The 15,426-nt window shown below is 37.5% G+C and carries 16 protein-coding genes; 13 read left to right on the plus strand and 3 right to left on the minus strand.

The features are described 5' to 3' along the window. Positions 1–13 precede the first annotated feature (13 nt). The 8 genes from recA to PYW32_RS00310 all read left to right on the plus strand — a co-directional run bounded on the left by recA (position 14) and on the right by PYW32_RS00310 (position 5,794). Entirely contained in the window at positions 14–1,054 is a 1,041-nt protein-coding gene (gene recA / locus PYW32_RS00275) for a recombinase RecA (protein WP_016176088.1), read from the plus strand. A 265-nt stretch (positions 1,055–1,319) separates the two neighbouring features. Continuing rightward, positions 1,320–2,876: a ribonuclease Y gene (gene rny, locus PYW32_RS00280; protein WP_016176089.1), complete on the plus strand. Its 1,557-nt coding sequence runs from the start codon at positions 1,320–1,322 to the stop codon at positions 2,874–2,876. Positions 2,877–2,942: 66 nt separating this feature from the next. Further along, complete coding sequence (locus tag PYW32_RS00285; protein ID WP_016176090.1) at positions 2,943–3,158, plus strand: hypothetical protein; 216 nt, start codon at positions 2,943–2,945, stop codon at positions 3,156–3,158. 69 nt (positions 3,159–3,227) lie between these two features. After that, on the plus strand, positions 3,228–3,422 hold the full coding sequence (locus PYW32_RS00290; RefSeq protein ID WP_016176091.1) for a hypothetical protein: 195 nt from the start codon (positions 3,228–3,230) through the stop codon (positions 3,420–3,422). Beyond that, positions 3,419–3,664, plus strand: a complete 246-nt coding sequence (locus PYW32_RS00295; protein WP_016176092.1) for a hypothetical protein — start codon at positions 3,419–3,421, stop codon at positions 3,662–3,664. Before PYW32_RS00290 ends, PYW32_RS00295 begins: the two co-directional genes overlap by 4 nt. Before the next feature lie 157 nt (positions 3,665–3,821). Beyond that, positions 3,822–5,039 (plus strand): ammonium transporter, encoded by a 1,218-nt coding sequence (locus PYW32_RS00300; protein ID WP_016176093.1) that lies wholly within the window; start codon positions 3,822–3,824, stop codon positions 5,037–5,039. Between the two features lie 13 nt (positions 5,040–5,052). Next, on the plus strand, positions 5,053–5,394 hold the full coding sequence (locus PYW32_RS00305) for a P-II family nitrogen regulator (RefSeq protein ID WP_016176094.1): 342 nt from the start codon (positions 5,053–5,055) through the stop codon (positions 5,392–5,394). Between the two features lie 124 nt (positions 5,395–5,518). Further along, a complete protein-coding gene (locus PYW32_RS00310) occupies positions 5,519–5,794 on the plus strand; it encodes a hypothetical protein (RefSeq protein WP_016176095.1) in 276 nt (91 codons plus the stop codon). A 40-nt stretch (positions 5,795–5,834) separates the two neighbouring features. Here PYW32_RS00310 and treR read toward each other — a convergent pair whose 3' ends face one another. The 3 genes from treR to PYW32_RS00325 are packed head-to-tail and all read right to left on the minus strand — an operon-like array spanning position 5,835 to position 9,877. After that, positions 5,835–6,551, minus strand: coding sequence for a trehalose operon repressor (gene treR / locus PYW32_RS00315; protein ID WP_016176096.1), 717 nt, complete (start codon positions 6,549–6,551; stop codon positions 5,835–5,837). Positions 6,552–6,604: 53 nt separating this feature from the next. Beyond that, positions 6,605–7,255: a beta-phosphoglucomutase gene (gene pgmB, locus PYW32_RS00320; protein ID WP_016176097.1), complete on the minus strand. Its 651-nt coding sequence runs from the start codon at positions 7,253–7,255 to the stop codon at positions 6,605–6,607. A gap of 15 nt (positions 7,256–7,270) precedes the next feature. Beyond that, on the minus strand, positions 7,271–9,877 hold the full coding sequence (locus PYW32_RS00325) for a glycoside hydrolase family 65 protein (protein WP_016176098.1): 2,607 nt from the start codon (positions 9,875–9,877) through the stop codon (positions 7,271–7,273). Positions 9,878–10,170: 293 nt separating this feature from the next. On the opposite strand from PYW32_RS00325, the gene treP reads away from it, so the two are divergent. The 5 genes from treP to PYW32_RS00350 all read left to right on the plus strand — a co-directional run bounded on the left by treP (position 10,171) and on the right by PYW32_RS00350 (position 15,426). Next, the gene (gene treP, locus PYW32_RS00330) at positions 10,171–12,198 is read left to right on the plus strand and encodes a PTS system trehalose-specific EIIBC component (RefSeq protein WP_016176099.1); all 2,028 of its coding nucleotides are present in this window, start codon (positions 10,171–10,173) and stop codon (positions 12,196–12,198) included. A gap of 81 nt (positions 12,199–12,279) precedes the next feature. After that, the gene (locus PYW32_RS00335) at positions 12,280–12,678 is read left to right on the plus strand and encodes a hypothetical protein (RefSeq protein WP_016176100.1); all 399 of its coding nucleotides are present in this window, start codon (positions 12,280–12,282) and stop codon (positions 12,676–12,678) included. Positions 12,679–12,697: 19 nt separating this feature from the next. After that, a complete protein-coding gene (gene tnpA, locus PYW32_RS00340) occupies positions 12,698–13,144 on the plus strand; it encodes an IS200/IS605 family transposase (RefSeq protein WP_016176101.1) in 447 nt (148 codons plus the stop codon). Then, entirely contained in the window at positions 13,134–14,276 is a 1,143-nt protein-coding gene (locus PYW32_RS00345) for an RNA-guided endonuclease TnpB family protein (protein WP_016176102.1), read from the plus strand. Before tnpA ends, PYW32_RS00345 begins: the two co-directional genes overlap by 11 nt. A 346-nt stretch (positions 14,277–14,622) precedes the next feature. Next, complete coding sequence (locus PYW32_RS00350; RefSeq protein WP_016176103.1) at positions 14,623–15,426, plus strand: Cof-type HAD-IIB family hydrolase; 804 nt, start codon at positions 14,623–14,625, stop codon at positions 15,424–15,426.

The following is a 15,426-nucleotide window of genomic DNA, read 5'->3' on the forward strand; positions in this document are numbered from 1 at the left end:
GAGGATTATCCGAGTGGCAGATGATCGTAAAGCAGCCTTAGATGCTGCATTGAAAAAGATTGAAAAGAATTTCGGTAAAGGCGCAGTAATGAAACTTGGTGAAAAAGCAGATCAACGTATCTCAACTATTCCAAGTGGTTCATTAGCACTGGATGTCGCATTAGGTGTAGGTGGATTCCCACGAGGGCGTATCGTAGAAGTCTATGGACCAGAAAGTTCTGGTAAAACAACGGTTGCTTTACATGCTGTTGCAGAAGTTCAAAAACAAGGTGGAACTGCCGCATTTATTGATGCAGAGCACGCTTTAGATCCTCAATATGCAGAAAAATTAGGTGTAAATATTGATGAACTATTACTTTCTCAACCAGATACTGGTGAACAAGGTCTAGAAATTGCCGATGCATTAGTATCAAGTGGTGCTGTTGATATTGTTGTTATTGACTCAGTAGCAGCCTTAGTACCACGCGCTGAAATTGATGGTGAGATGGGTGATGCTCACGTTGGTTTACAAGCACGTTTGATGTCTCAAGCATTACGTAAACTTTCAGGAACAATCAACAAAACAAAAACAATTGCCTTATTCATTAACCAAATTCGTGAAAAAGTTGGGGTAATGTTTGGGAATCCAGAAACAACACCTGGTGGACGTGCCTTAAAATTCTATGCGACAGTCCGTTTAGAAGTACGTCGTGCTGAACAATTAAAATCTGGAACAGATATTATTGGGAACCGCACAAAAATTAAAGTGGTAAAAAACAAAGTAGCGCCACCATTTAAAGTAGCCGAAGTTGATATTATGTATGGCGAAGGAATTTCTCAAGTTGGGGAATTATTAGATATGGCAGCTGAAAAAGACATCATTGATAAAAGTGGTGCATGGTATTCATATAAAGGTGACAGAATTGGACAAGGTCGTGAAAATGTCAAAAATTATATGAAAGATCATCCAGAAATGGTTGCTGAAGTTTCTGCACGTGTTCGTGATGCGTACGGTATTGGTACAGGCGAAACGTTAGTGGAAGAAGAACAGGAAGAACTTCCGGTAGAAAAATAAGCAGTTATGATACGGTAAGAGCCTGTTAGAGGTTCTTATCGTATTTTTTATACGAAAAAAAAGCGAAAATTAAACAATGGTAGCGCATGCGTTTTCGTTGAACATCGCCTTTTTTAAGTTGACACTCTTCCTTACAAACATTAGAATAAAATTGTGTGTATAACACACATATGCAAGTAGGCATATTGATAATTTTATTCTAATGTTTGTTTATCAAAAAACTACAAATTGAAAATAAGAAAGATAGTATGGAGGTGATTCATCAATGGGACTTAACATTCTCCTCGCTATCATCGGATTAATTGTCGGTCTATTCGCTGGTATTTTTGTCACAAATTCTCGCCATGAAAAAGCTGTGAACGGCGCGAAAAATACTGCAGAAGGTATTTTAACTACTGCCAAAAAAGAAGCAGAGACTTTACGAAAAGAAGCGTTGTTAGAAGCTAAGGAAGAAAATCAAAAGTACCGATCAGAAATTGAAAGTGAGTTGAAAGAAAGCAGACTTGAGCTAAAATCACAAGAAAACCGCTTACTACAAAGAGAACAATTACTTGATCGCAAAGATGATTCTTTGGAAAAACGTGAACATTCGTTGGCTAATAAGGAACATAAAGTCAGTGAAAAACAACAATTAATAGACGAGCGAGAAAAAGAAGTTGAAAAACTAATTGGCGAACAACAAGCAGAATTAGAACGAATTGCTGCATTGTCTAGAGAAGATGCAAAAGACATCATTATGAAAGCAACCGAAGAAGAGTTGAATCATGAATTAACGGTTATGGTAAAAGAATCCGAACAACGTGCCAAAGAAGAAGCTGACCGCAAAGCGAAAAACTTGCTTTCATTAGCGATTCAACGTTGTGCAGCAGACCAAGTATCAGAAACAACCGTCTCTGTTGTAACCTTACCAAATGATGAAATGAAAGGCCGAATCATCGGTCGTGAAGGAAGAAATATTCGTACGTTAGAAACATTAACAGGCATCGATTTAATTATTGATGACACACCAGAAGCAGTTGTGTTATCTGGTTTTGATCCAATTCGACGCGAGATTGCTCGTATGACATTAGAGAAACTGATTCAAGATGGACGTATTCATCCAGCGAGAATCGAAGAAATGGTTGAAAAATCACGGAAAGAAATGGATGAACGCATTCGCGAATATGGTGAACAAGCAGCCTTTGAAGTTGGTGCGCATACTTTACATCCAGATTTAATCAAGATTTTAGGACGTTTACGCTTTAGAACAAGTTATGGTCAAAACGTCTTGAATCACTCAATCGAAGTGGCGAAGTTAACAGGCGTGTTAGCTGCTGAGTTGGGTGAAGATATTCAATTAGCAAAACGTGCAGGTTTATTACATGATATCGGAAAAGCACTCGATCATGAAATTGAAGGTTCTCACGTACAAATTGGTGCAGAACTAGCTGCGAAATACAAAGAAAATCCAGTGGTAATCAATGCCATCGCTTCTCACCATGGCGATACAGAAGCAACTTCTGTCATCTCTGTCTTGGTAGCAGCAGCTGATGCCTTGTCTGCGGCTCGTCCGGGAGCACGTAGTGAATCACTTGAAAACTATATTCGTCGTTTAGAAAACTTAGAAAATATTTCAAACAGCTTTGCCGGTGTTGCCTACAGTTTCGCTGTTCAAGCCGGTCGTGAAGTGCGTGTGATGGTTAAACCAGAAGAAATCTCAGATATGGATGCTGTTCGTTTAGTACGAGACATCCGTAAGAAAATTGAAGATGAACTGGATTATCCAGGAAATATTAAAGTAATCGTCATTCGTGAGACACGAGCAACTGATTACGCTAAATAATCAAAAAGGCATCCTCTAAAAAGAGGGTGTCTTTTTTCATGTTATACTACAAGAAGAGGTGATTTTATGCGTAAAAACGACCAACAATTCATTAAAACTCATCCGTATCTCCATCTTATTTTGGTGATGATTGTGGCTAGTCTTATTGGCATAACGATTGAATATGTCATCAATCAAGATTTTATTGGTTCGGGTTTTTTTACAAGTCTCATTTTATTACTGATTGAAATGTTACGAATACGAAAAAAAGAGACACATCACAAATTAGATAAACAGAAGTAGGAGCGTGGCTTTGTTTTTAAGACTTGCCATGCTTTTTCAGTGTAATAGGCAATAGGCAGGAGGTATCACATGAAAAGTAAAATCGGCTTAATCTTAACCTGGGGAATGATAATTAGTGGGGCGTTAGGTTTTATTGTATTTGGTAATAAAGAAGGTCGCTTCAAATACTACCAAGATGGATTAAGTATAATCATTCAAAATCAAACCAACCCTTGCAGATTAATGTCTTACAATCAGAAGCGGAACAAATTTTGTTTTCAATGAACGTATCACCACACACTATTCACAGTGTAACCAACCAAAATATTTTGCCTAATGATCAAGATATGTCTGTGATTATAGATTATAAATTCTCTGGAGAAACGCATCGTTTACAAGGTTTTCCCTATATTGATTCAATGGAAACGAAATATGTGTTGGAATTAGAATTTAATGAAAACGGAGAAGTTTTTTCTTCCGGATTAGGAGATGGACGTGTCATTTTAAGAGATAACGTATTGGAATAAATGATGAAGACTTATTCCAAATAAAAATTGCTTATCCATGTTATAAAATGTAACATCAAAAGTTATAATTTTCAGATTATTTTCACTTTTTATGTAAAAACACTAGATTTACTGAAAAAGTGATGTTATGATTTCTAACATAAAAGGAGGCGGTACTATGGATACAGGAAATATTGCATTTATCTTGCTATGTGCGGCACTAGTTTTTCTTATGACGCCAGCATTAGCATTCTTCTACGGGGGGTTAGAACGAAGAAAAAATATTTTAAACACAATGATGATGGTTATCGCAACCATTGGACTAGCATCCGTCTTATGGATTATTATTGGGTATTCGTTATCATTTAGTGGTGAAAATTCATTTGTTGGAAACTTTGATAAAATGTTCTTTAATGGGGTCACTGCAGAAGATGCAGGGGGGATTCCAGAATCATTATTTGCAGCATTTCAAATGATGTTTTCAATTATTGCTGCAGCGATCATTACAGGTTCAGTAGTAGGTCGTATGCGTTTTTCAGCAATTTTTACATTTATTGCATTTTGGTTAATCTTAATTTATTATCCAATGGCTCATATGGTATGGGGCGGCGGATTTTTACATCAAATTGGTTCGATTGACTTTGCCGGTGGGAACGTGGTGCATATTAGTTCAGGATTTGCGGGATTAATTTTAGCAATCGTTGTTGGTCGTCGTCGCGAGTTCCACCAATCGGAATATCGTCCACACAATATTCCATTCATCGTATTAGGTGCTGGTTTATTATGGTTTGGTTGGTTTGGTTTCAATGCAGGTTCTGCTTTAGCAGCAGATGGTTTAGCAGTTCATGCGTTATTAACAACGAATACAGCGGCAGCAAGTGCGATGTTATCATGGATGTTAGTTGAAAAATTAATGATTGGTAAACCAACAATTGTTGGTGCGTGTACTGGTGCGATTGTCGGTTTAGTTGCAATTACACCAGGTGCTGGTTTTGTTTCTCTATGGTCTTCATTTATTATTGGTGCAATTACGAGTCCGGTTTGTTATTACTTTATTTCAAAATTAAAACATCGTTTAGGATTAGACGATTCACTTGATGCATTTGGTTGTCATGGTGTTGGTGGTATCATGGGAGGAATTTTAACAGGAATCTTCGCTGATCCAGCAATCGGTGGCTACAGTGGTTTAGTTTATGGCGAAACATCATTATTCATTGCACAAGTCTTAAGTATCGTATTCACACTTGTTTATGTAGGGATTATCAGTTACATTATTATCTTTGTTATCAAGTTAGTAATGCCAATCCGTGTAACAGAACAAGAAGAAGCTTTAGGGATGGATAACACAGAACATGATGAAACAGCCTACCCAACATTTATGGGCTTAGATTCTTAGGAGGAGTGAGCGTATGAAAAAAATTGAAGCGATTATTCGCCAAGAAAAATTGGAAGAATTAAAACTTGCTTTGGATAATGACTTTCAAATTAGCGGAATGACGGTCACTCAAGTTTTAGGTCATGGGAATCAAAAAGGGGTTGCGGAGTTTGTCCGTGGACAAAAAGTTATTCCAACGTTATTACCTAAAATTGTGTTTTGGTTAGTCGTTGATGATGCACAAGTAGAGTCAATTACCGATAAAATTATCGAGATTTGTCACACTGGTGAAGTGGGCGATGGGAAGATTTTCCTTTACAATGTAGAAGAAGTGATTCGTATTCGTACCAAAGAACGTGGGACAGACGCAATTTAACGAAAAGCCGTACGTATTTTTCAATAATACGCACGGCTTTTTTTCTGGATACTACTTGTGAAAACGCTTTTGTTATAATACAATATTTATTGTATTATAACAAAAATTCAAGGAGGTTCTTACAATGAATGAAAAGTATTTAAATTATGTTGGTGAATTGATGACGGATGTGGATTATATCGCGTCGGGGTATCCGAAAGATTTTTTAGAAGTCAAAGTAGAACAAGCTTTACCTTTTCGTTTTTACTGTAGTATGCAAAAAAATGATTGGGAAGAAGTCACTCCTGAACAACGAACGCAGTTAATTCAACAATTCAAAGACCGAAAATCAACCTATTCAAAAAGTGACCATCGTTATTACATGTTAGATTTTTATTTAGCAAGTTTGGGTGGTATCTAACGAAAAAAGTTCTAACGCTCAAATGAACGTTAGAACTTTTTTAGGCTTTTCGACGTCGTGCAAAATCGACGAAGCGGAATTTGTCTAAGCGGTGAATGGATTCAGTGTATTCAAAACAACGGGTATCTTCTAAATACACTAAACTGCGCACCGTTACGACGTGTTGGTCTTCAGGGTGTAGATCCATCAAATCACGTAATTCTTTATTGACTGGATCGACAGAAATTTCTTTTTGTGCATACGCAATTTCTAAACCTAAATCGTTCTCGAAGTAATCGTAAATAGATTTTTGGGCTTTATTTTCAGGTAGTTCTGGAATGATATCTGCGATTAAATAGTCTTTATCTAAAATAACGACTTCGCCATCAATTCGACGTTGACGAATCAAACGCCATGCTTCTGCTGCAACAGGCCAATCGGTAATCTCGTGTAACGAAGGGGAGACGGCAATTTTGCGAATCTCGACAACACTTGTTTCACTAGGAATGCGTTGGGCTGTTTGCAACTCTTTAAAACTAGTTAATCCTGAAATTGGAAAATCAAAACGATTTAAGTCTAAGACAATTGAACCTTTCCCTTGTTTCTTTTGGATATAACCGGCGTCGCGTAATAAATTTAAGGCTTTACGCACGGTTTCTCTAGAAACGCTATACATTTTAATCAATTGATTTTCACTTGGTAATAGCGTGTGGGGCGGATATTCTTTGGCTAATATTTTTTGTTCCAAATCTAGAAAGATTTCTTTGAATTTATTCATCACTCACCCTCCTCCAATCCATTATAGCGACAGGAAGTTAGGAAAGCAAACGACTATTTTTGTAATAATTCAGCAACAGAAATGTCTGTTAAGTGATGGACGATTAAATCAGCACCGTGTAGTTCTTCTCCGGAATAAACGCCGACTGCATACATACCAGCAGCTTTAATTCCGTCTAAACCAGCTTGTGCATCTTCAAAGCCAACTGCTTCGGCTGGTGTAATGTTGATTGCTTCGGCCGCACGAACAAAGATTTCTGGGTCGGGCTTTCCTTTTGTTAAAGTTGCAGGATCAACAATGGCATCAAACGCATCTTGCACGCCTAATTTTTCTAAGATAAATGGGGCATTTTTCGATGCAGAGGCAATGGCACATGGGACATTTTGAGCTTTTGCATCATTTAAAAATTCTTGAACCCCAGGTAATAAGTCATCTGGGGTTAAATCTTGTAATAACTCGACATAGTGGGTATTTTTCTTTTCTGCTAAGGCTTCTTTTTGTTCTGTCGTAAACGCATCAGATTTATTGCCATAGGCTAAAATACGTTCCAATGAATCCATCCGACTAATGCCTTTTAGTTGTTCGTTAAATTTTAAGTCAATTTCAATGCCAATTTCATCCGCTAAATCTTTCCATGCTAGATAGTGAAATTTGGCAGTGTCCGTAATTACGCCGTCTAAATCAAATACAAATCCTTTTTTCATCTTGTTGTCCGCTCCTTAGTAGTTGATAGTGGTTTGTTCGTTGGCTGATAAATCAATTGCTTGACCATTTACTTCAATCGTTGTTGCTTGGTCAGCGGTTACTTGCAAGGCTGTTTTTGTTACTTCTACGTGTAAATGAATGCCGCGAATGGTTAAGTTAAAGGCAATCGCATTCCACGCTTTTGGTAAGTTTGGTGTGAAACTAATCGTTGCTTTACGAATATCCAAACCAGCAAAGGTAGTTAATGGAATAAACAATGTTGCTGCCATGACGCCAGCGTGAATACCTTCCGCAGTTGTTCCACCTTGAATATCACGATAATCTGAGTATAACGCTTCTTGATAGAGTTTCCAAGCTAAATCTTGATCGTCCACCATAGCTGCTAATTGGGCATGAACCACGCGAGAAAGTGTAGAACCATGTGAGGTACGTTCTAGGTAATAATTCAAATTACGTTCCACGTAGTCTGTTGGTAATTCATAATTTAAGTCTTCTAAAATCAAACGAACTTGCTCTTTTGAAAAATTATAGAAAATCATTAAACTGTCCGCTTGTTTAGCAACTTTATACGCATCCGCTGACTCACCTTCTGCATTTAAGATGCGGTCCATTCGGTAAATGTTGCCATATTTTTCTTTGTAATGAGCCCAATCTAAATCTTTTAAGTCGAAATAGCCTTCAAATTGAGCAATAATGCCGTCTTCGTTGATTTCTAATCCTAAGTGGTGTTTCATTGCAGCCATTTTTTCTAATTGTTGCGCTGTTACACCAGTTTTTGCTTGAATCGTTTGGACGATTTCGGTTGGTAATTGTTGACTGAGACGCTCAATTTCTTCAAATAACCAAACGACCATCATGTTTGTGTAGGCGTTGTTTTTCAAGCCGCCTTTTTCCGCATTTGGATAGCTTTCATGGAATTCATCTGGTCCCATCACACGATCAATGAAGTAACGTTGTGTGGTTTCGTCAAAAGTAGCTGCACTTTGCCAGAATTGAGCGATTTCCAACATTAATTCTAACCCGTATTGTTCCATGAATTCAGTATCTTTGGTATTGTGCCAATATTGCCATACATTGTAAGCAATCGCTAAAGACACGTGACGTTGCAAACGACTATGGTCTTCTTTCCATTCACCGCTGATTGGATTTAAGTGTAGCTCTTGAGATTGTTCCGTCCCATCTAAACCAGATTGCCATGGGAACATTGCCCCTGCGTAGCCGGCTTTTGCTGCGTCTTTTTTCGCCATTTCTAAACGACGATAACGGTACAATAATAATTCCTTCGCTGTTTCAGGGAAGTGAATAATGTAAAACGGTAGGATAAACAATTCATCCCAGAAAATATGGCCACGATAAGCTTCTCCGTGTAACCCACGTGCCGTCACACTCGCATCTAAGTCTTTGTTGCCGTTTGGTGAAGCAGAAGCTAACAAGTGGAAGGTATGCAAGTTCAACATTTTTTGTGACATTAAATCGCCATCGATTTGGATACCAGCAGTTGCCCACAATGTTTCCCAAGCGGCAGCCGAAGCTTGATAACTTTCTTCAAAAGTTGGGAAGTCCATTGAAAAATCAATAGTTGGTACGGCTTCATTTGCACGATATTGATGCACAAATACGGTTTTTTCAAACGTATATGTTTGGCCTTCTGTTGCTTGGAACAGAACGGTTTGGCGAGCTTTTGTTGCTGTTTGTTCGGTTTTAGCTTCAGCTAAGGTTTCATCGTAATGTAGCTGTGCTTGTTGTGCGACAGTAATGTGGGATGTCTTGGTTTTTGCAGTCAACGCAACGTTGTTTTTAGCTACTTTTATTTCAGTTACGTCTAAATGTTCACGGGATAAACTACGGTAACGAGCAACATTGTAGTTGTACACGTCCCCATCAGCTTCTGAGACAAAGGTCATTTCCCCAGAGAAATTTAGTGGGGTTACACTGTAAGAAAGGTTAAATTGATGCACATTTGCCATACTAGCAATTTTTTTCGTATGAATGGCTAATTCTTTGCCATCAGTTAATTGAACAGTTGTCCAAGATTCAAATAATCCGGTTTTTAAATCTAAGCGACGTTTCATCGAAAGAATGGTATTATTCGCAATGTCTACACGTTCGCCATTTACAATTACAAACATTTTTTGTAAGTTAGGTGCATTTACAAAGTCTTCATTGTAAATTGTTCGATCAGCGACTTGTGAAGCTGCCGTGTTGTATAAGCTCGCTAGATAAAGTGCAGGATAATTTTCTTCAGCAATTTCCATTTCTGGTGTCGTTCCTCGTAAGCCTAAAAAACCATTGCCGACTGTTAATAAGGATTCTACTGAATATTCATCTTTTCCTGGTGTGTATCCATGATAAACAACTTCCCATGGAATTGTAGCGATAGTTTCAATTTCTCCGACTACAAATGGACGATTCGTTGTTTCAGTTAAATATTGTGCGAGTTCAACTAGTTGTCCATTCACCTCCACAAATTCTTCTGCGTTTACCGTACCTTGTGCAACTTCATGGGTGGCAATCAGTTCTTGGAGTTGTGTGAGTCTCTCCGCAGCATCTCCGTCTAAAGTAATGGTAGTGTCATTTGCTAAAGTGACTGTCCAGTTTGTCGCTTGTACATCTATTTTCATTTTATTTCTCCTTTCTACTTGTCTATACATGCAACCAAAGTATAACGGAAAATGAAAGCTTTTACAACGAATATTCTCGTTTTTTATTTGTAAAAATTAAAAAAGGGTTTTAAAAATTGCTGTTTGTAAATAAAAACAGTATTTATAAATAGTCATATATCAATGTTTTTATAGATTGATAAAATTTTTTTTACAAAAAAAATAATAAAACGCTTGCATTATTAGAAAGCGCAAGTTATGATTACCTTGTAAGTACACATGTATATACAAATTAATGTTAGGAGGATGAAACAATGGGAAAATATCAAGCTGATGCTGAGAAACTGCTTGAGTTTGTTGGAGGGAAAGAAAACATTGCCGCAGTCACGCATTGTGCGACACGTATGCGTTTTGTTTTAAATGATCCATCAAAAGCAGATGAAAAAGCAATCGAAGAGATACCGAGTGTAAAGGGGATGTTTACGAATGCGGGGCAATTTCAAGTAATTATTGGAAATGATGTCTCTACTTTTTACAACGATTTTACAGCGGTTTCAGGAATTGAAGGCGTTTCAAAAGAACAAGGAAAGGCCTTGGCAAAACAAAATCAAAATATTATTCAACGAGTGATTGGTGTTTTAGCCGAAATTTTCACGCCATTATTACCAGCTATTATTGTCGGAGGTTTGATTTTAGGTTTTCGTAACTTATTAGAAGGTGTACAAATTGAATCGTTAGGTCAAAAAATTATTGATGGCATCGCTCAAGCCAATGCAGACGGCTCACCAATTTATCAAACAATTGTTGATGTATCACCATTCTGGGCAGGCGTTAACCATTTCTTATGGTTGCCAGGGGAAGCGATTTTCCACTTCTTACCAGTAGGAATCACTTGGAGTATTACTCGTAAAATGGGTACGACACAAATTTTAGGGATTGTTTTAGGGATTACGTTAGTCTCACCACAATTACTTAATGCGTATGCTGTAAATGGCACGGCGGCAGCGGATATTCCGTATTGGGATTTTGGCTTTGCACATGTCAACATGATTGGTTACCAAGCGCAAGTTATTCCAGCGATGTTAGCTGGATTTACGTTAGTTTATTTAGAAAAATTCTTTAGACCGAGAATTCCGGAAGCGGTTTCGATGATTTTCGTCCCACTGTTTTCATTATTGCCAGCAATTTTCTTTGCACATACGATTTTAGGGCCAATTGGTTGGAAGATTGGTACCGGCATTTCTTATGTGGTAAATGCTGGACTAGAATCACCAATTTCATGGTTATTTAGTGCAATTTTTGGTGCAGTATATGCGCCATTAGTTATCACTGGTTTGCACCATACAACGTTAGCAATTGATGCGCAATTGATTGCCGATTTTGGTACAACAAACTTATGGCCAATGATTGCTTTATCAAATATTGCTCAAGGTGCAGCGGTATTTGCAGTATTATTCTTACACCGTACAGATAAAAAAGAAAAAGAAATTTCATTACCATCAGGAATTTCTTCTTGGTTAGGTGTTACAGAACCAGCGATGTTTGGGATTAACTTGAAATATGTGTATCCATTTGTCGCAGCAATGATTGGTTCAGGGATTGCCGGAATGTTCAGTAATGTCATGGGTGTTCGTGCCAATGCAATTGGTGTTGGTGGTTTACCAGGTATCTTAGCAATTAACGGTAACATTGGCGGTGGTTGGACAGCCTTTGCAATTGCGATGTTAATTGCGATTGTCGTGCCATTTATTTTAACTATTGTCTTCCGTCAACGTGGTTGGTTCAATAAAATTGATCGTGTGGGTGAACAAGCTGTCGCAGCAGGTGTGGCTGTGGATGTTCCTGTTGAAACAGCAGCGGAAACAACTACTTCAAATACTGTGGTGACAGAAGAATTATTTGCTACTGTCAATGGTACTGTTATCGGAATTGGTGAAGTCAATGATCCAGTATTTGCTCAAAAAATGATGGGCGATGGCTTTGCGGTACAACCAACAGACAAACATGTTTTTTCTCCTGTAACAGGAAAAGTGACGAGTGTCTTTGATACGCAACATGCGATTGGTATTTTAACACCAGCTGGAGCAGAAGTTCTGGTTCATATGGGCTTAGATACTGTGGAGTTAAAAGGTGCGCCATTTACTGTAAAAGTAAAAGCCGGCGACCAAGTGACACCGGAAACAGAATTAGCTGAAATGGATTTAGAAGCAGTGATTGCTGCTGGTAAAGCAACAGATATTGTGACAGTAATTACCAATGCTGATCGAGTAGCTGGTTTGACAGTCACATTAGGTGAAATAACTGCGAAGACCCCGATTGGGAAAGCAGAAATGTTAGGATAAGACAGTACAATTATAAAAAGTGCTAGGAAATTTTTGATAGAAGATTTCCTAGCACTTTTGTTATAGTGAAGGAGAAGATAGATGTATTTTGAGAGACTATTACTGACCAATAAATACGAAATTTATCGATTTTCAAGAGAAATAGAAGTCATTACGTATTTAGTTTTTGAAGATACTTTTTCTAAGGCTGGACAAGCGTTTGGTGATGCCATTTATGATCAAGATTTTGAAGCAAATAACAATCAAATTGTTGTTCGCTGTGCAACGTTGGCAGATTTTACAGAGAAGGATCGAGAAGAAATTCTTTCATTTTGTGAAAGCATGCTTAGTTTTAAACCATCCATTGATTATTGCGTCGATTTTTTTCTAATTATTTGGGCGAAAAACTCGGCTCTTCAGTGCCGAGATGAAAGCCCTCTTTATTTATTTTTTTTTTACAAAGCATTAAGGTATTCCTGTCTTACACATGGTGTGGTATGATATAGACAGAGGTGTTGATATGAAAGATAATAATCGCTTTACATATGGTAGGACGTCTGTCTACAATTTAAACTACCATTTAATCTGGAGAACAAAATATCGTAAAAAAGTATTGCAAGGTCAAATTGAATCTGACCTTAAAAAAATACTCTATGAAGTAGCCGATGAATATGGATTTACTATCTCCCACATGGAAATAGGATTAGATGACCATATTCACCTTCTAGTGTCTGCTCCGCCAAAATTGTCTGTAACAAATATTGTTCGATGGTTAAAAGGTGTTAGTGCTAGAAAATTGTTTCAACTATATCCTGAACTTAAAACATCTTATTGGTTATCTGAAGGAAACAGACATCTTTGGGCACCAAGCTACTTTGTTGAAAGCATAGGGACTACAAACGAACAAGCTGTTGCTAAATACATTGATGACCAACGTAAAAAGGAGACGAATCATAATGAAACTTAAAGGCGTTAAAATAAAATTAAAACCCAATGAAAGCCAAAAGAATCAGATTGACACAAATATCAACCTTCGGCGTTTTGTCAAAAATCAATTATTAAACATGCAACAAACTCGTTACCGTAACGGTGGGAATTATACATCTAAATTTGGTATGATTTATTGCTTAAAGGCATTGAAAATAGAGTTTCCATTTTTGCGACAAGCGGAAAGTACTTGTTTAGAATATGCCTGCGCCGATTTAGACCAGTCATACCAACGCTTTTTTAAAAACCAAAATGATAGTCCTAAATTTGAAAGTAGAAAAAGACCACATAATAGTTACAAATCAAAATGTATCAATAACAATATTCAAGTTGTTGATAATCATGCAATTAAACTCCCAAAGCTAGGAACAGTTAAGGCTTACGGCTTAAATCGAATTAACGGAAGAATTAAAAGCGTTGTTGTCCATAAAGATTCAGCAGGAATCTATACAGCTACAATCCAAGTAGAGCATGAACCAGTTGAGTTACCTAAAACTAATAAACAAGTTGGATTAGACTTAGGTTTAGCTGATTTAGTTATCCAATCTGATGGTTTCAAACTTAAAAACAAAAAGTTTGAACGTTCGTTAGCCAAAAAACGTCATGCCTGGGAACGAAAACTAGCTAGACGTCGATTGCAAGCTAAGAAAAAAATAGAAGCTGCTAAAAAATCTGGCGTTGAATTAGAATGGTCTTCTTTTAAAAACGTTGAAAAAGCCCGTAAAATGGTTGCGAAAATCAATCGCAAAATTGCAAATCAACGAGAAGATTATCTTCAAAAATATACCACACAATTAGTTAAAGAATTTGATTTAATTGTTATGGAAGATTTGAAAACCAAAAATCTTATGAAAAACAAACGATTATCACGTTCAATAGCTGACTCTTCGTGGGCAAAAATTAAAACCATGCTTCAATACAAGTGTGATTGGTATGGAAAAGAATTAATTCTTGTCGCACCTCAATACACAAGCCAAAACTGTTCATCTTGTGGAAAAAACACTGGTAAGAAACCACTCCATATTCGTGAGTTTACTTGTCCACACTGTGGTGTCCACCATGACCGAGATGTAAATGCTGGAATTAACATTTTAAACAAAGCGTTCGCCTAACGTTGAAAGGCTTAGGTATGGGACAGTCTATCTAAAAAGATGGTTTGCCTTGGTTAATAAGAGAAACCGCTGTTAAGTAAAAGAAATCTGTTTACAAAACAAGTATGCTCTGTTCCCAGAAGCTCTGGTCATTTATGACCGAGCAGTCCCCATTGAGCATGAAATAACCTTTAATTACCCATACGATACAGGTTTTATCGAAATGATTGCCCAGTTCAATAAACTTTTTGGAATGACGATGGCAGTCGAAAACTATGGGTCTTTTAACAATCTTATCCAAAAATGAAACTTGTCCTCTGACACCAACCTATGCTATCGTTTGAGTAACAACTTTGAGGAGGCGCTTATGGTTCAATTAATTGCAGTAGATATGGATGGCACGTTTTTAACAACGGACAAAACGTATGACCGCGCACGTTTTGAAACGATTTTGGCAGAGTTGCAGCAACGTCAGATTAAATTTGTGGTCGCTAGTGGGAATCAATATGCTCAGTTGACATCCTTTTTTCCTGAAAAAAATGACTTGTCGTTTGTTGCTGAAAATGGTGTGTTAGTATATGACCAAGGTAAATTGATTCGTGAAAGTCATTTTGACAAAGAGACTGTGACTGCGATGATTCATTTTTTACGAGAACGATATCCTGAAGTCAACATGGTGTTAAATGGGATTCAGAGTGCGTATATGGAACGACATATGCCAGCAGAATTTCAACATTTTGTCACTTTTTATTGCCATGCGTTAGAAATTGTGGATGATTTATTGGCGGTAGATTTTGAACAAGAAAAGTACGTGAAATTTGCATTAGGTGTTCCTGTAGAGCGTACCGAGGAAATTGCGCGTGCAATCTCTGAAGCTTTTCCCCAACAAGCACGAGCAGTTTCAAGTGGGCATGGGAGTGTGGATATTATTTTGCCAGACTATCATAAAGCGAACGGCTTGCAATTTTTAGCTGATTATTGGCAAATTGATCCACAAGAGATGATGGCGTTTGGCGATGGACACAATGATTTAGAAATGTTAGCTTACGTTGGACACAGTTACGCGATGGAAAATGGTGCGCCTGCTGTTTTGCAAACAGCTAAATTTACAGCCCCTTCGAATGATAAAAGTGGTGTTTTACAAGTTATTGAAGAATTTTTGTCACAATAG

Source organism: Enterococcus saccharolyticus subsp. saccharolyticus (genome assembly GCF_029023825.1).
GTDB lineage: Bacteria > Bacillota > Bacilli > Lactobacillales > Enterococcaceae > Enterococcus_F > Enterococcus_F saccharolyticus.